The following is a 16,548-nucleotide window of genomic DNA, read 5'->3' as shown; positions in this document are numbered from 1 at the left end:
CGCTCAACGATGCCTCCTAATTATTACCCGCTTTATTATTCAACTTCCATAAGCCTCTTCTTTCTAGGACATACCTTGTGAAATCTTTAATTTTTGGCTCCTAAATTCTTCACTCCTAACTTTTCCACGTCTAACTCTTCACTTCCCCTTCCTCACTTGTTATCTCTCCCTTCATCTGCTTCGCCAAATCCGCCCCCCTTCTTCTACTCAGGCGCGTTATAATTTGGGCGAAGTGTGTAGCAATGTTTCATGACTAATCCTCTGGTTCATGCCTTCTTTGTGGGCAGAGCGCTATCGGAAGCGCTGTATGAGCAGGCAGAAAAAGCGTTAACGAATACGCTTAGTGATCTTGGTAAACTTGATGCAGAGTTGCGAGAAAGTCTGCACCAATTTACGGCAGAAGTCGTGGATCGCGCCAACCGGGCAGAAGCCGAAGCTATGCGGGGGCGTAGTACAGGCACAACGGCACCGGGTGACCAGGAATCGGCTGATTTGCAAGCTATGATTGATGACTTACGGGCAGAGATTGCTCAGTTGCGCTCCGAGCTAAAGCGTTACCGCAGTAGCCAAACTGCCTAAGTGCCAGGCAAGACCGTTCCCTTGTTGAATCACCAGTTCAGGAAATCGAGTGTCTGTTTTTTCTCGCGACTCTGACCCCCCTAGCCAACCAGCAGAGCCATTGGAGGGCACGAATGTGCATCTCGATGGTTTAGATATTGACATTGGCATGAACGGGTTGAACAACCACAGACCCAAAGGTGGGGAGAGTGATTTTTTAGCTTCGATGTCTGAGACTCCAGACAGTTGCTCTCCTTTGGATGAACGGGAGGACTTAGGACAGGAAGCCTCTCGTCAGCGGTACTTTTCGGAAGAAGCTGTGTCTCATCGTTATGAACAGTCTTTGCAATCGAAACGCTGGTCGGCGTTAGGGGAATCTGCTGGCTTAGAGTACCGTTCCAAGCCAAAAGCTTATGGAGACAAGGCTTATCGCTGGAACCGCAGCAATTACTCTCGTCAACGACGCTTTCTAGACATTTGGGGGTTTGTCTGGTCATTTTTGTTTGCTCTCTGGCTCTATCAAAAGCCCTGGAGCTATCCCGGTGGGATAACGGAAGCAAAACAGGAAAAACGGCGCAGGGCGATCGCGGTTTGGATGCGTGAAACCTTCCTTGATCTGGGTCCTACCTTTATCAAAGTGGGGCAACTATTCTCGACCCGTGCAGACCTGTTTCCAACGGAATACGTAGAGGAACTCTCAAAACTCCAGGATAAGGTGCCTGCCTTTGGCTACGAGCAGGTTAAAGAGATTGTCGAAGAGGAGATGGGCAAACCCATCCAGGAGCTTTATCGCAACTTTGACCCAATTCCTATCGCGGCTGCCAGCCTGGGGCAGGTACACCGGGCGCAACTTCATTCGGGCGAAGAGGTTGTGGTCAAGGTTCAGCGTCCGGGTTTGTTGAAGCTGTTTGCGATTGACCTGGCAATTTTGAAAGGCATTGCTCGCTATTTTCAGAACCATCCTGACTGGGGCAGAGGGCGAGACTGGTTAGGTATCTATGACGAGTGCTGTCGCATTCTGTATGAAGAGGTGGACTACCTCAACGAAGGACGCAACGCCGACACCTTCCGTCGTAATTTCCGTAACGAAGACTGGGTCAACGTGCCCAGGGTTTACTGGCGCTATGCCTCACCCAGAGTCCTGACTCTAGAGTATCTTCCAGGTATTAAGATTAGCCATTACGAAGCGCTCGAAGCGGCAGGTCTTGACCGCAAAGCCCTTGCCCAGATGGGTGCCAGGGCATACCTGCACCAACTCCTCAATGATGGGTTTTTCCATGCTGATCCCCATCCCGGCAACATTGCTGCCAGCCCAGATGGATCGTTAATCTTCTACGACTTTGGCATGATGGGGCAGGTCAAACCAGTGACCCGTTCTAAGTTAATGGATTTGTTCTTTGGCATTGCCCAGAAGGATGGCGATCGCGTGGTAGCGGCTTTGATTGAATTGGGAGCACTTGCCGCCGCAGATGATATGGGACCTGTGCGCCGCTCCGTCCAGTTTATGCTGGATAATTTTATGGATAAGCCGTTTGAGTCTCAATCGGTGAGCGAAATTAGCGATGATCTCTACGAGATTGCCTATGGTCAGCCTTTTCGATTTCCGGCAACCTTTACGTTTGTGATGCGCGCTTTTTCTACCCTGGAAGGGGTAGGCAAGGGGTTGGACCCCGAATTTAACTTTATGGAGGTTGCAAAGCCTTTTGCAATGCGGCTTATGACGAATGGAAATCCTTCATCAGATGCAGGTAATATTCTAGGTGAACTGAGCCGTCAGGCAGCCCAGGTAAGCAGTACTGCCCTGGGGCTACCGCGCCGAATTGAGGAAACCCTCGACAAACTGGAGCGGGGTGATCTGCGGGTGCGAGTGCGCTCAATGGAGACCGACCGGATATTACGCCGCATGAATGGCGTTAATATGGGGACTAACTACACCCTGCTAGTTTGTACGTTTACCCTATCGGCAACTATCATTCTGGCAACCGGGCATGGTTGGTTGGCTCTGATACCGGCGATCGCCGCGATTATCTTTGCCATCGTACTGATTCGCCTCCTGATCCGTCTTGAACGTTCAGAACGAACTCCGTAATCCCACAGGCATCTCACAGTAAACTAATGGTAGCCTGGCTCACATGCCAAACGAAGGGCAGCCACCGATGAAGCTTTTTTTTACGGGACAAACTGATGTAGGGCTTTTGCGTTCTGTGAACCAGGATGCCTATTTTATTGACCCAGAAGGACGCTTCTTCATCGTGGCAGATGGAATGGGTGGTCATGCGGGTGGGCAAGAAGCCAGTCGGATCGCTACTCAGGCAATTCAAACCTATTTGCAGAACCATTGGTATTCTGTTGAACCCTCTGAACAACTTTTAGAAGCGGCATTCATCGCTGCTAACCAGGCAATTCTGCAAGACCAGTACTATCACCCGGAGCGGTCTGATATGGGAACGACCGCCGTGGTGGCAATTTTCCGAGAGGAGCAGCCCTGGTGTGCCCATGTGGGCGATTCGCGCCTCTACCGACTGCGCGGCTCCAAGCTGGAGCAAATTACCGAAGACCATACGCTGGTTGCCCGGTTAATGAAGTACGGGGAAATTACCCCTGACCAGGCACGGGTTCATCCACTCAGACATGTGCTGGCACAATGCCTGGGACGGGAAGACCTGCAAGAGATTTCGATTCAACCGTTTCAGGTGCAACCGGGCGATCGCCTCCTGCTCTGTAGTGATGGCTTAACCGAGGAACTGTCTGACCAGCTTATTGCCTCCCATCTCAAATCCATCCGCGCCTGTGAGAAAGCCGCCACTGCCCTGATCAATGCCGCGAAGGATCGAGGTGGGCGTGACAATATCACTGTGGTTATTGTCGCGATCGACCGTCTGACGCGGGGTGAAAGTTGAGAACCCGTACCTTTACTGAAGCCTGGAGCAGTCCTTTAAGGCAGTTTATAGAGGGGTTGTGCTATTTCTAACGAGGAGAAGTGATTGATTCCACTTTGGGGATGACAGGAGCTACGTCCCTAGGGCAAACGCACGCGTTTCTTCATGTTTTAGAAACAGGGCTGAAGGACTGAGACAACACCTTGAGTAGATAGTGGTCATCCCAGCCTGCCCTGAGACGCTTGGCACGAATGCCATCCTTGGCAGATTCTTTCTGGGTGCCATTGAGCACCGATTGCTTAGCCGCTTGAGCGCTCTCGTGCTGAGGGGAAAAAAGCAGGCTTGCGCCCACGTCCGTCCCGTAGCATCAGACCTCGAATCCCATCTTTGTCGTAGCGATGCACCCACTCGTATACCTATCGGCTTTGCGTCGCTTCAGCAATCCGCTCTTTGCCACTTGCAACCCACTTGCTCCCGCTGCAATTTTCAGCACGGCGCTCAACGATGCCTCCTACTTGTTACCCGCTTTATTATTCAACTTCCATAAGCCCCTTGCCGCTTAAGTTATTTCTACAGGACTCCTTAGTGGAGTGAGTAATTAATTTTGCAACATCTGACCGTTAAAAATGTTGGGCGCTCTACTAGTCTAGACCAGCAGAAACAACTGTCCAGTAGTGAGTGGATGGTAGGTAGGTAGGTAGTGGGGGGATGAAATTGCGATAACCCTAAGTTCAAGTTTGCCGTTCCTGCCTAGCCATCCACCAATTAGCGAGAGGACACCAACGCACAGGATGCACTGAGTTGCACCGCAGGCGGGACGAGCGCGACCACATGGGGGACGGGACGTGGGACATAGCCAACCAGGGAGTGACCCTGGTATGCCAGGGATGTACTGGCACCCGAATCCAGCATCACAGCATCCCGGAAACCCGCTTTTGCCAATGCCTTACCTAAATCGACGGAACCAATTGGCTCCACAGATACCCCGACGACTGGCTGACCTTGCTGATTAATTCCCCAGAACGCTCGATGTCGAGGCTCATTGAAGTCAAATAGCTTGCCAAACCGTTCAGGCGGTTGAGGCTGCCCATTTTCTACCAGAAAACCAGCACCCACAAAAGCATCCGTCACATTGGGAAGTTCAGCCTGGATGCCCTCCAGCGTGTTGTGCTTAAGACTATCAAACGGAACAAACCTGACCGTATTTTCACTGATCAGCACCAGGGGGCGGTTGTTAATTAAGGGAATTTCGCCCTTTCTGCCTGGAAAGAACCGACCATGAACTTGACTTAGGACAGGACCCAGCATCTCATTGGAGTCCAAAAACTCGAGGGAAAAGAAGCCACCATCAACCGCCGCGATCGCCCCAGTGTCAGACTTTGCCAGAATTTCTGGCACCTGGTAGCGACTATCGGCATGGATGGTAATTGGCTTACCCCCTGAAATAAAAATGAAGGGGGTATCGTCAATTGCCGTCTCTGTTTTCTGTACGGGAGATGCAAAATCAAACCCTAAACTCCAGGCTTGCAGTTTGGGCCCACCCCAGGCAATATCCACCATTTGCTCTATCCCAGACTGACCCACCCGATCAACCGCCATCAAGCTTTCTGACTGCCCTGCCAACCGATCCTCAGCATCATCCATCGTCAGAGCTGCCGTATAGCCTGCTGTCTGTACAGCCTCAGCAACCTTGGCGTTGTACTTGCCCTCCGGATATGTGAAGTAACGAATCGGGATCCCCAACGCCGACTCCAGGATTTGCCTGGACTTTTGCAGTTCCATTTGAACGTCCGCTGGGGACAGATCGGGCATCAGGCGGTGGGTCACACTGTGGGAGGCGATGGTCACCAAGGGGTCTGCTGCCATCTCTCGTACCTGCTCCCACGTCACACCAGGACGACCTAAGCGCTTGTCTATCTTGTCGGTGTAGATGGAAAACAGAGCGGGATAGTTATATTTTTTTAAGAGGGGGTAAACATAAGTGTAGTGCCCCAGGTAGCCATCATCAAAGGTCAACAAGATCGGCTTTTCGGGTAGCGGTAGTCCTGTCCGCAGATGAGTCACCAACTGATCCATGCTGATTGGAGTCAATCCCTTCTCCTGAATCAGTTTCAGATGCGCCTCAAACTCCTCTGGTGTTACGTCAAAAAACACTTCCTTTTCCGGCAGGATGTCGTGATACATCATCACGGGTACCTTAGCCTGCCTTGCTTGCGGGTTAACCTCTGGAAAAGGGCTGGCATTCAGGTATGCCAGGAGTTGGGGTCCCACCTGCTCAATTAAGGAGCCAATCCCGATCGCCGGTTGATCTGCCCAGGTTGCCGTTTGAGCCAGATTACCCATGAGGTGAGTAATGCCTGTCGTGGCAACGGTTTGGACAGGAGGACAGTCAATCGCAGGAATGGTAGGGGGATCTGGCTGACTCTGGGCGATCGCAACCGATGCTTCCAGCGAGGGTACCCCAACATTAATGGGTAGTAGAACGGTCAAACTACCTGCCAGCAGAAACCGCAGACGATTACCAAACCCACGTTTGGCAACCCGTTTAGACTGACGCTTACACCACAGTGGCATAGGGGTTAAGAAAATAAAAAATTCCTTGTTATATGTACCCCATTTTTGGCGCTTTGTCAGGTTCTTTTAGACACTTACTTCAAAAAAAAATCAAATAGACCTTTTGCTACCCGGAGATCAGCATAATCAGTAATGATATGCCAACCCCTTATTTTGGAAAAACCTACCATTTGCCCCAACAAATACGGAGATTGCTTGGAAATCCTTAGTATGACTTCTGACTCCTGCCAAATGGCTTAATCTCAGCTATCCCCCCCCCTGATTTGAGAATTGCTATAAAAAATAAAAGCCTCCTTGCAGGAGGCTGTTTAGTTATGGTGATTTGACTCTAGGACAGGCACTATCGTTCTATATTTCTAGACAAAAAACTGTATACGCGATCGCCTTCCTCTATTGAACCTGCCCCGTTATCGAGTTTTCTTGACAATCACAAGGGAATTCGGTAGCAGAGGTATCTCTTTCTAGTAGAGCCTGCCACTAATAGAGCCTGCCATAAGTGTAACGATTCACCTGCCTAAGTCATGTAAAGCGTTGATCGCATCTGCGCACTGCTGAGTTACTGTTTCTAAGACTTCCCGTTCGGTTGACGCTGGCGGAGAGATCAGGTTACCAATTCTAACTGTGACAGGAACCGAGCGGGGGACAGCGGAACCTTTTTGAAAAATAGCATGAGTTCCCCAGAGGCTCACTGGTAACAGGGGCGCGTTTGCCTTTGCAGCAATCAGGGCAGCGCCCAACTTAGGGTCAGTCACCCGTCCGTCGGGCGTGCGGGTACCCGTGATAAACACTCCTGCTGCCCATCCTTGGCTAAGGGAACCCAAAGCGGCTCGAATCGCACTGCGATCAGCAGAACCCCGCTTGACTGGGTATGCCCCATAAAGGGCGATCGCCTGCTTCAACACGGGAATCCGAAACAGTTCTTCCTTCGCCATGTATGCCACCGGACGCTGCACACAGGAGGACAGAATTGGTGGGTCAAAATCACTGGCGTGATTACTAACGACCACCAGGGGACCATCCTTTGGCACATTGTCTGCCCCGTAAACCCGACCCTTCAAATACACATGCAGGACCGGGCTTACCACTGACCATTTAAACAGGTGATAGAGGAATAAACTCGTTAATGGTTCGCGATTTCTGCTCATAACTGAACATTGAACCACTAACTCACACCCAACAACTCAACATCAAACACCAGGGTAGAGTTAGGTGGAATCGGACCAATGCCACGGGCACCATAGCCCAGTTCCGGTGGAATCACCAACTGACGGCGACCGCCAGCTTTCATAGTGCCAACCCCTTCATCCCAACCTTTGATGACCTGCCCAACTCCAATCTTGAACTTGAAAGGTTCACCCCGATCGCGGGAGCTATCAAACTTCTTGCCGTTTTCCAGGGTGCCGGTGTAGTGAACTTCTACGGTTTGCCCTGTTTTTGGGGAAGTGCCTGTTCCTTCGACCAGATCCACGTATTTCAGACCGGAAGGGGTTGTAATCACCGTTTCGTCTCCTTCTTTGGTATTGGCAGCAACAGTGTCGGTTGCAATATTCGCTGCACTATTATCGGCTACCAGAGGCGCTGAAGTTTCGCCAATCGTGAGTTGACTTTCGACAGCGGCTGCCATAGTTTGAGATTCGGCTTTGGGTAGGTTTGCGGCGATCGCCTGACTCCGGTTACCGCTGAGTTGAGAAACCAGCAGCACCAGAACGCAAACCACCATCACCCCAAAACTGACTAAAATTTCCTTCACAACAACCCTCCTGTGGCTTTCTCTCATTGCCCATTTTACCGGGAAGTTCCCTAGCCGTGCGGTCAGGTAGCGTTGAATTTAGCGTTGCTGATTTTGGGTATGAATTGAGAGTTGTATGAATTGAAACTTCGTTCCAATTCATACTGCTATTCAGCACCACCTTGAATTTAGGGTCTAAAAACCTGGCTCTGGAACCAGGCTGCTCCAAACGCCAACCGTCCAGGGAGTGAGTAGCTTCGATCCAAGAAATCCCCACACCTACCAATTGCTCAAGGAACTCACCATGGTTTGCCCCACATGGCGAACGGCTCGTCGGACAACCCCATTAAAAGGTCGTTCCCCGGCAAGCAGTTGAGCCGCGGCAGGGGTTGCTTTTGGGTTTTTTACCCCATAGCGGTAACAGAAATGGGGAAAGCGGTAGAAAATCTGTGCCAACTGGCGGGCAGCATCAAAACTGCTGGCAAATTCCGTATGAATGCGATCGCTATATTCCAGTACCTTTCCTTCTATCACACACTCTGCGGCAAGGATTCCACTTTTGACGGCATGTAAAATGCCATCGCCAAAGAAAGGATTGATCAGTCCGGCAGCATCGCCTGCTAATAGAATTCGCCCATCAGAAGTATGGAGTGTTTCCTTCCCGTTCCAAACTGGTAGAGGATGGGCATGAAATCGCAAGGCATCCAGGTCATAACCCAGTTGAAAGGCATTCAGATAACCGGCGATCGCCTGCCGAATCTGTTCGCGAACCCTGCGATCGCCCCGGACATCCCCACCCTTAGTATGAAAGACTCCTGCCCCTATATTTAAGTGTTCAGCTTTGGGAAATATCCAGGCATACCCAGAGGGAACGGCACCATATTCTAGATGCACCACATCAGGACGCAAATGAGGGTGATGCTCCTTCCAGGCATAGGGAAATTCTACTTCCATGCCAAGCGCGATCGCTCGACTTTGGCGTAAACCAACCGCCTTTGCAATCATGCCATTGGCACCATCTGCACCAATAACATGACGGGCAGAAGCGTTGAGCTCAAATCCATTACTCCTGGCCGCAGAAGCCGTTGCCTGAGTGCAAACCTTGACCTGATTGCCCTCAACTGCAACAGAACGTACCGCTAAACCATCCAGCAAATCAGCCCCTGCTTTGGCGGCAGCCTGTGCCAGGGCATTATCAAAGACGGGACGCTGCACCATCCAAATCGATAACTTTCGATCCGTAGCCTGGGGATTAATCGGTGCCAGGTAAGAGTCGTCAAAGTTCCAGGTATGGCGAATGAAGAGCACATCAGATTCTACGAATGCCTCAGGTGCCAGATCGTAAAGAAAATCCTGGATCACCATTGGCATACCGCCGCCGCAGGTTTTGTGTCGGGGAAGGGAACACTTTTCGACTAGCGCAACTTTTAGCCCTGCTTTGGCTGCGATCGCGGCGGCGGTTGCGCCTGCCGGTCCCGCACCACAAACAATTAAGTCGTAACTTTTCACCAGTTCCTACTCCAACCGTTCCTGCAATGACTTCGACAAAGACGCTTGAATCAGCATAACGGCTCAATGCTCTTAATCGTCTTCGTCAAGTGGGGGAATACCATCTTGGGAACGCTAGAACGTTGGAGTTTTGGAGTCATTCAATCGGAAACTGCAAAACTTTCAATACTGGCGACAGTTTGCCTCGAAGGGGCTAGAACCAGAACGGTTCACTCTACTGCCTGCTACCTATCACCTATTTCCTGCCTAAGCCAGTAATCCCAAACGCTTGCCATTGTCACGCGCCACCCGAATCATGTTCTGGCGCTGGCTGCGATCAATCCCAACTCTTTCACAGAAATTGGTGATGACCTTTGAGTGGAGTGCGATCGCCTGTCCCCGCAGACGAACAAACTTAGCATCTCCCATCAAACGACGAACGACAACAACAATAGGTGCAAACATTTCAAGTCTCCTGTGAATGACTATGAATGAAAAGGGTTAATTGGAGTCGAAAAACAATGGAGGTGGAAGGTAAAAGGAGTACAGCTATCAGCCTTTAGAGAGTGAATAGCTTCAGGCTGGATTGAAAGAACCGAGAACCTAAAAACTGCTCGGAGTCGATCTGTACCTGGCTTTCAGTTTTTTTCGATTGGCTTGAAAGCTGATAGCTGAATTCCTGTTTAGGCAACAAAGGCAGTCAGAAGCATGGCTATGACAAACAAGGTTGCGATCGCGCCCTGGAAAACATACTGACGCTGCTCTTCAACAGAGGGATATTCAGCGTAGTAAACAGCAGGCTCGGTAGCGTAGTTGTTCAACAGTCCTTCTTCGTTAACGGTACGCATGGTGTTTCTCCTTGAGAATTTCATCTGTTTCCTTATGTAAATAAATGTAAACCAAATTGTTACGAAATGTCAACAGATGTTGCGGAAAAAATTTGTTGATGCTACAGATTGGTCTGGCTTATCGTTGTCTTCCCCCAGTCCCAGGCGAAAAAACGGCGAAGTACCTGCTTCCCTCAATCCCTTGCCTCTCTTAGAAGAGACTTGCTCCTGCGATGGGAAAGTGCTGTATAGGTAGAACATCCTCATGTGGATGGAACCCCAAAATTCAGATGAACCAGTTTTTTCTAATTCGTTACGGTTCTGAGATTGTGCAGCGCACAGGAGAACATTTGTTACTGGTAACCGTTGCAATTGCGATCGCCATCTTGATCAGCATTCCGCTCGGTATCCTGATTACGCGAAATACTCTACTGCGACAACCAATCCTGGCAATTGCCAACGTTTTGCAAACCATTCCCAGCCTGGCGCTGTTTGGTTTACTGATTCCCCTGGTCGGGATTGGTCCTGTGCCTGCCATCATTGCCCTGACGGTTTACTCCTTTCTCCCCATCATTCGCAACACCTACGTGGGCATTACCAGCATTGACCCTGCGGTGAAGGAGGCGGGACGAGGCATGGGCATGACCGACAGGCAACTGTTGTCCCAGGTTGAAATTCCCCTGGCAATGAGTGTCATCCTGGCAGGTGTCAGAGTCGCCGCCGTGATTGCAATTGGTATTGCCACGATCGCCGCCGCCATCGGAGCAGGCGGATTAGGCGTGTTTATTTTTCGCGGCATTTCCGTTGTGAACAACCAGTTAATTCTGGCAGGAGCCGTTCCAGCAGCAGCGATCGCCCTTTTGGCTGACTACGGCATTGGCTGGCTAGAAAGACGGTTCGCGATCAAAACTTAGTCAGGGGGAAATCCTTCGTGCCTGAGGAGAGTGGATTTGAAATTAATCTGGCAAGTGATAAATTTCCCGAAATTTTGCCTGGTGGTGCTGATGTAATGGTTAGCCCCCCAAAGCAAGACGGACAGCAACAAGCCCCCCGCTGCTGTCCGTCCTGTTTTTCTCATGGAGTGGGCATTACCAACCCAACTGAATCTAAGGTAACTTTTGCTATCGCAGATTGGGTGAATTCCCTGTAAAGACACGGTGAGAAAAGTGTGAGTTTTTTTTACCCATGCCGCTTTTGATGCCAGTTCCAGGCGTGGGTGAGGATAGCATTCAGATCCGCGTATTGAGGGTTCCAACCCAGGATGGTGCGGGCGCGATCGCTACTGCCTACCAGCGCAGGAGGATCACCGGGACGGCGATCGCACTCGACAGCCAGAATCTCCTTTTCAGTCACCTGACGCGCCGTTTCAATCACTTCCTTGACTGAAAAACCGTTGCCGTTGCCCAGGTTAAACACGGTGGTATCACCACCTTTAAGCAGGTAGTCCAGACCTAAGACATGGGCCTGTGCCAGGTCTGTGACATGGATGTAATCTCGAATACACGTACCATCGGGGGTGGGGTAATCGGTGCCAAAAACAGAGACGGACTGGCGCTGACTCAATGCCGTTAGCAATACCAGTGGGATAAGGTGGGTTTCAGGGTTATGATCCTCACCTAAATGACCTTCTGGGTCAGCCCCAGCGGCGTTGAAATAACGGAAACAGACCGATTTGAAACCATAAGCCTGGTCGAAGTCTTGCAGAACCCGCTCAACCATCAGTTTCGTTGCACCATAGGGATTGATGGGATTTTGAGGATGGTTTTCTGGAATGGGTACCTCGTTGGGAACGCCATAGGTGGCACAGGTTGAGGAGAATACGAAGGTCTTGATCGAGGCTGCCAGCATAGCTTCCAGCAGGGTCAGGGTGCCGACAAAGTTGTTGTGATAGTACTTTGCTGGGTCAGTAACAGACTCTCCTACGTAAGCGTAGGCGGCAAAGTGCATCACAGCGACAATTTCACGACTGGCGAACAACTGATCCAGAAGGGCGCGATCGCAGGTGTCTCCCACAACTAGCTCAACCTTCAACACCTCTTCGGCAATTTGCCGGTGCCCGTAGACCAGATTATCCAGAATCACGACTTCGTACCCGGCTTGTTTCAATGCCAGTACCGCATGGGAACCAATATAGCCCGCGCCTCCGGTGACTAGAACCGTCTGCTTACTTGATGACACGTTCACACCTTCCCTTAATGACTTTGAATTTGAAAATTTCAGCTAGCGATTTCTCTGGTTCAGTCTAACTAGGCGATCGCAAGGGTGTAAAACACCTACCTTGCTTCACACAAAGATTAAACAAATTGATTGAGCATTCATGAAGAAGTGTTTTGTCACGCTTCTGCCCAGTTGCCCATAAACAATGCAGGCTAAAAGCCCGATTTCTCTGAAGAAGTTGAGGATCCTTGCCAATTCCTATCCCTTACCTCCTACTCGTTGCTTTAATTCGCCCAATAAATCTCCCGATTAGCCGTATCCTGCGCTTTTTGCATGGCATCTGCTAAGGGCTGTTCGCCCAGCAGGGCGCTAACAAACTGGTTGTTAAAATTCATCCGAATGATCGGCAAATTTTTCCCTGCCTGCCAGATGGTCGCGTAACTGGCTCCCTTAGCAAAGGGCGCGTAAAGAGGGTTTTTGTCGTAGCCCAGTTCAGCTAATACCGAACGACGGGCAGGGAGGGCTAACCCCTGATCCGCCCAGGCTTTCATCCCTTCCTTTTCAGTCAGGTAAGCAATTAATTTCCAGGCAGCGTCTTTGTGTTTAGCTTTTCGGTTCATGACATAGGCAACGGTATATGCCATTGTTCCAGGCTTACCATTGACGGTTGGAACTTCGGCAGTGCCAAAATCCAGCTTGGGAAAGGTTTCCTTAAAGTAGGGAATTGACCAGGGACCTTCAATCACCATTGCTGCTTTCCCCTGACCCAGCATTTCACTGCCCCAGGTTGCGCCTACATCGGTGGGTTGGGCAGCCGTGCGATCGTGGCGATATTGGTCAACCACCAACTCTAGCCCTTGTAAGCTGTTGGGTTTCGCAAATTGAGCGTAGCCATCCAGGTCGATCAACTGCCCCCCAAACGCTTTGATCATGAATGTCTGACGAGCCAGTTCCGGAGCAAGACCCAACCCATACTGGTCAATTTTTCCATCCCGATTGCGGTCGATCGTTAACTTTTTCGCATCTGCCATCAAGGCTTCCCAGGTTGTGGGCAGTTGGGTAATTCCGGCATTAGCCAGTGCTTTTTTGTTATAAATCAGTGCCAGGGTGGAAAAGTCCTTGGGCAATCCATAAAGCTGCCCATTGTGTTTGAACGCATTCAGCAATGAAGGTTCAAAGTCAGCCAGATCAAACCCTGGAGTGATGTAGAGATCTAAAGGCTCCAGCACGTTGTATTTCATTAACAGGGGGGCTTCAAACACATCCAGATAAAACACATCGGGAGCCACATCCCCAATCAAGCGAGTTTTGATTACATCCATGTACTCGCTATTGATGGTTTCGTATTTCACTTGAATGTCAGGATGCTTTTTCTCAAAGTTTCTAATCAGGTTTTCTAAAAGCTGCTTTTCATTGGGGTTACTTTGCCAGCCGCTTAACCGGAGAGTGATCGTCTGCTCAGACTGCTGCATTGATGGACGGCAACCGGGGAGGGCGATCGCCACCACTGCCAAAAAGAACATCCCTATCGACTTCATTACTAAATTCATAACACTTTTGAAAAGAAATTCTGAGGCTCATAGGTATAGCTGTAACACATCGGCTATATGAGGTACCCTGCACCTGCCACCTCAACTATTGCGATTAGTTAACACCACTCCTCTGCTACAGACCTTTGTTCTAACAATAGAGAGGACTTGCCAGGAAGTTGGGTTGCCGGAGGTGAACGGGTGGAACAGACAGAACGCATTGCATGGTTGCGGCAAAACACCAATCTGGAATCTTTATCGGAAGAAGCATTGGGGGCGATCGCCGCTGCCATTCAGGAAGATCCCTTCCAGGAAAACCGCCGCATTGTGCTGGAGGACACCTCACCGGAGGCACTGTATATTCTGAAAACGGGACGGTTGGAGAGTTACCGGACCAGTAAAACCAGTCTTGCCAGAGCGGTTAGCCTTCTACCGGGGAGCATTTTGCACTTAAAGGAACTGCTGCTGGATCAGGTGGCAGAACAAACGGTAATTACCTTAAGTGATGGGGTTTTGTGGGTGCTTCCGAAAGCTGAGTTTTTGGCGATCGCCCAACAATACCCCGAAATTAGTCAGATCTTCTCTCGCCAGTTAGCCACCGAACTGGATCAGGTTTCTGCCCAACTGACCTATGAACGGGAGCGGCAGACTGCCCTGCGTCCCTACCTGGTGCCCAAAGTCAAACGGGGAATTATTGGTACCAGTCGCTATGCCGTGCGGTTACGTCAGGAGATTCGTAAAGCGTCTCAAGATCGGAAATCCGTCCTCATCTTTGGTGAACCGGGCTTGGGAAAAGATAACGCGGCTGGGCTAATTCACTTTGGCTCTAGCTACCGCCATGAGCCAATGATCAAAATCAACTGTGACACCATTCAAGCCAGTGGAGCAGAATTATTTGGGCGGGCAGGCGGCAAGCCGGGACTGATTGAGTGGCTGGGGGAAGGAACCCTCCTGCTTAATAATGTTCAAGAACTGACAACGGAGCTTCAGGAAAAACTAGTGGACCTGCTGGAAACGGGTGAATACACACCAGTGGAGCGGCAAGGCGAACCCCCTCCCGCACCCCGCCAAAGTCAGGCGCGCATCATGATGACTTCTGAGAAAGTCTTACCAGCCCTGAAGCGAAAAGGACTGGTCGGTCACAGCATCAAAGTGCCCCCATTGCGAGTGCGAAAAGCTGATATTGCTGGACAGGTTGAGTACTATCTGAGTTTGACCTGCCGTGCCAGAGGGTTTCAAAAACCAAAGGTGACTCCTGAAGCAATTCGGCGGCTTCAGGGATACGACTTTCCTGGCAACCTGACTGAGTTGGAAAGTATGGTAGAGCGGGCACTGTTACAGGCAAACGGAGCCGCCGAACTAACTGAAGAAGTGTTCTGGTCAGTGGATACCAAAGGTAGACGCTTTCGGGTTAATCTGCTGAACCTTTATCCCAGTTTGCGTAAGTTTCTGCGGAGTGACTGGTATCCCGATCGCATCAACTATGGCATCACTTTAGGCTTGTTCGCGGTCGTTGTCGCCGTCCTGATGCTGGGACCCCAAAGCCGGAATGCCAACGTTGCGCTCAACCTCTTCTGGGCATGGTGGTGGCTCTTAATTCTGGCAATCTTTCCATTTTTAGGACGCATCTGGTGTGCTTTTTGCCCATTCATGATTTATGGCGAATTGGCACAAAAAGTGTCTCTCTGGATATATCCGCGTCAACTGTTGCCCTGGAACCGGCAAGCAGCAGAAAAATGGGGGGGCTGGTTCCTGTTTGGCATGTTCACTCTGATTCTGCTGTGGGAGGAACTGTGGGACCTGGAAAATACTGCCTATTTATCGGGGTGTTTGTTGCTCTTGATTACGGCAGGAGCCGTTATTTTTTCCCTCCTATTTGAACGCCGATTTTGGTGCCGTTACCTCTGTCCAATTGGGGGGATGAATGGGCTATTTGCTAAGTTATCGGTGACGGAACTGCGAGCACAACAGGGCATTTGTTCCGCAACCTGCACCACCTACCAGTGCTATAAAGGGGGACCGCAGAAAGGCGAAGGCATGGAAACGGGTGGCTGTCCCCTCTATTCCCATCCGGCACAACTGGAAGACAACCGGGATTGCGTTCTCTGTATGACCTGCCTTAAAGCTTGCCCCCACCGTTCGGTCGAGTTTAACTTACGCCCACCCGGTATCGAGCTATGGACAACCCACAAGCCTACCTATTCTGAAGTTTGCCTCCTGTTTCTGCTGTTTGGAGCAGTGTTTCTTCATCGCTTACCAGAAGTTGAAGGTGAGCTTGGCTGGGATCTGTATCTGGACCATTTTGGGATTCATGCCGGAGTGTCGGTGTTGGCATTACTAGTGCCCACTGCGATCGCCCTGGTTGCCCATGCCCTACTGCGACTGAGCCAAACATTACGGCGAAATGTCTCTACCCGTCCCTTTCGGGAACTTGCCTATGGGTACCTGCCCCTGGTTTTAGGTGCAAACCTGGCCCATTACCTGCGGCTGGGACTGACCGAGATGGGGCAAATCATTCCCGTCACCTTTGCGACCTTTGGCTTTGGCACCGCCAATCTCCCAATTGCCATTGCCCACCCTGCTGTGATTGCCTTTCTGCAAGCCATGACCCTGATTTTTGCCTTCTGGCTTAGCGTCTTTCTGACCCAAAAAATTGCCCGCCAGTCCTTCTGGAATTTGCTGCCGCAACACCTGGCGATGGTTGCGATCGGCTCTTTAATGTGGAAGGTAATTGTAGGGTGGTAAAGTTTTGGCAAAGGATGAAGGATAAAAGTTGAAAGTTGGGGAATGGTTGTTTGTCCTTTGTC

15 protein-coding genes are annotated in these 16,548 nt (G+C 50.6%); 6 read left to right on the top strand and 9 right to left on the bottom strand.

Annotated features, from left to right (window positions below; all coding sequences use genetic code 11):
- Window positions 1–249: 249 nt before the first annotated feature.
- The 3 genes from AC1S52_RS32855 to AC1S52_RS32845 all read left to right on the top strand — a co-directional run bounded on the left by AC1S52_RS32855 (window position 250) and on the right by AC1S52_RS32845 (window position 3,458).
- Window positions 250–579: a DUF6825 family protein gene (locus tag AC1S52_RS32855; protein WP_482033267.1), complete on the top strand. Its 330-nt coding sequence runs from the start codon at window positions 250–252 to the stop codon at window positions 577–579.
- 49 nt (window positions 580–628) lie between these two features.
- Complete coding sequence (locus tag AC1S52_RS32850; protein WP_482033266.1) at window positions 629–2,647, top strand: ABC1 kinase family protein; 2,019 nt, start codon at window positions 629–631, stop codon at window positions 2,645–2,647.
- Between the two features lie 67 nt (window positions 2,648–2,714).
- Window positions 2,715–3,458: a Stp1/IreP family PP2C-type Ser/Thr phosphatase gene (locus AC1S52_RS32845; protein WP_482033265.1), complete on the top strand. Its 744-nt coding sequence runs from the start codon at window positions 2,715–2,717 to the stop codon at window positions 3,456–3,458.
- 142 nt (window positions 3,459–3,600) lie between these two features.
- Here the strand turns inward: AC1S52_RS32845 and AC1S52_RS32840 are convergent, their stop codons facing one another.
- The 7 genes from AC1S52_RS32840 to psb34 form a co-directional block, all read right to left on the bottom strand.
- Window positions 3,601–3,789, bottom strand: a complete 189-nt coding sequence (locus tag AC1S52_RS32840) for a hypothetical protein (protein WP_482033264.1) — start codon at window positions 3,787–3,789, stop codon at window positions 3,601–3,603.
- A gap of 413 nt (window positions 3,790–4,202) precedes the next feature.
- Entirely contained in the window at window positions 4,203–6,011 is a 1,809-nt protein-coding gene (locus AC1S52_RS32835; protein WP_482033263.1) for a polysaccharide deacetylase family protein, read from the bottom strand.
- Window positions 6,012–6,517: 506 nt separating this feature from the next.
- Window positions 6,518–7,156, bottom strand: a complete 639-nt coding sequence (locus tag AC1S52_RS32830; protein ID WP_482033262.1) for a lysophospholipid acyltransferase family protein — start codon at window positions 7,154–7,156, stop codon at window positions 6,518–6,520.
- A gap of 17 nt (window positions 7,157–7,173) precedes the next feature.
- Entirely contained in the window at window positions 7,174–7,761 is a 588-nt protein-coding gene (locus tag AC1S52_RS32825) for an FKBP-type peptidyl-prolyl cis-trans isomerase (RefSeq protein ID WP_482033261.1), read from the bottom strand.
- 258 nt (window positions 7,762–8,019) lie between these two features.
- Window positions 8,020–9,249 (bottom strand): geranylgeranyl reductase family protein, encoded by a 1,230-nt coding sequence (locus AC1S52_RS32820; protein ID WP_482033260.1) that lies wholly within the window; start codon window positions 9,247–9,249, stop codon window positions 8,020–8,022.
- Window positions 9,250–9,495: 246 nt separating this feature from the next.
- Window positions 9,496–9,693, bottom strand: coding sequence for a cyclic electron transport protein PGR5 (pgr5, locus tag AC1S52_RS32815; protein ID WP_482033259.1), 198 nt, complete (start codon window positions 9,691–9,693; stop codon window positions 9,496–9,498).
- Window positions 9,694–9,911: 218 nt separating this feature from the next.
- Window positions 9,912–10,076, bottom strand: coding sequence for a photosystem II assembly protein Psb34 (gene psb34 / locus AC1S52_RS32810; protein WP_482033258.1), 165 nt, complete (start codon window positions 10,074–10,076; stop codon window positions 9,912–9,914).
- A 269-nt stretch (window positions 10,077–10,345) separates the two neighbouring features.
- Here psb34 and AC1S52_RS32805 point away from each other — a divergent pair, with 269 nt between their 5' ends.
- Together AC1S52_RS32805 and AC1S52_RS32800 are read left to right on the top strand one after the other, a co-directional pair.
- Complete coding sequence (locus AC1S52_RS32805) at window positions 10,346–10,969, top strand: ABC transporter permease (RefSeq protein WP_482033257.1); 624 nt, start codon at window positions 10,346–10,348, stop codon at window positions 10,967–10,969.
- Window positions 10,970–10,986: 17 nt separating this feature from the next.
- A complete protein-coding gene (locus AC1S52_RS32800) occupies window positions 10,987–11,205 on the top strand; it encodes a hypothetical protein (RefSeq protein ID WP_482033256.1) in 219 nt (72 codons plus the stop codon).
- Window positions 11,206–11,234: 29 nt separating this feature from the next.
- Here the strand turns inward: AC1S52_RS32800 and galE are convergent, their stop codons facing one another.
- Window positions 11,235–12,233, bottom strand: coding sequence for a UDP-glucose 4-epimerase GalE (galE, locus tag AC1S52_RS32795; protein ID WP_482033255.1), 999 nt, complete (start codon window positions 12,231–12,233; stop codon window positions 11,235–11,237).
- A 263-nt stretch (window positions 12,234–12,496) separates the two neighbouring features.
- Entirely contained in the window at window positions 12,497–13,762 is a 1,266-nt protein-coding gene (locus AC1S52_RS32790; protein WP_482033254.1) for an ABC transporter substrate-binding protein, read from the bottom strand.
- Between the two features lie 180 nt (window positions 13,763–13,942).
- Here AC1S52_RS32790 and AC1S52_RS32785 point away from each other — a divergent pair, with 180 nt between their 5' ends.
- Window positions 13,943–16,486 (top strand): sigma 54-interacting transcriptional regulator, encoded by a 2,544-nt coding sequence (locus AC1S52_RS32785; RefSeq protein WP_482033253.1) that lies wholly within the window; start codon window positions 13,943–13,945, stop codon window positions 16,484–16,486.
- Window positions 16,487–16,548 lie beyond the last annotated feature (62 nt).

Source organism: Kovacikia sp. CALU 1929 (genome assembly GCF_056784235.1).
The sequence above is the reverse complement of the archived record's forward strand: the minus strand, read 5'-3'. Positions and strand labels throughout refer to the sequence as shown.

What these genes read in the sequence shown, in the direction of transcription:
- AC1S52_RS32855 (WP_482033267.1), top strand. Translation starts at nt 250, where the DNA reads ATGACTAATCCTCTGGTTCATGCCTTCTTTGTGGGCAGAGCGCTATCG.
- AC1S52_RS32845 (WP_482033265.1), top strand. Translation starts at nt 2,715, where the DNA reads ATGAAGCTTTTTTTTACGGGACAAACTGATGTAGGGCTTTTGCGTTCT.
- AC1S52_RS32835 (WP_482033263.1), bottom strand. Translation starts at nt 6,011, where the DNA reads ATGCCACTGTGGTGTAAGCGTCAGTCTAAACGGGTTGCCAAACGTGGG.
- AC1S52_RS32830 (WP_482033262.1), bottom strand. Translation starts at nt 7,156, where the DNA reads ATGAGCAGAAATCGCGAACCATTAACGAGTTTATTCCTCTATCACCTG.
- pgr5 (WP_482033259.1), bottom strand. Translation starts at nt 9,693, where the DNA reads ATGTTTGCACCTATTGTTGTTGTCGTTCGTCGTTTGATGGGAGATGCT.
- psb34 (WP_482033258.1), bottom strand. Translation starts at nt 10,076, where the DNA reads ATGCGTACCGTTAACGAAGAAGGACTGTTGAACAACTACGCTACCGAG.
- AC1S52_RS32805 (WP_482033257.1), top strand. Translation starts at nt 10,346, where the DNA reads ATGAACCAGTTTTTTCTAATTCGTTACGGTTCTGAGATTGTGCAGCGC.
- AC1S52_RS32790 (WP_482033254.1), bottom strand. Translation starts at nt 13,762, where the DNA reads ATGAATTTAGTAATGAAGTCGATAGGGATGTTCTTTTTGGCAGTGGTG.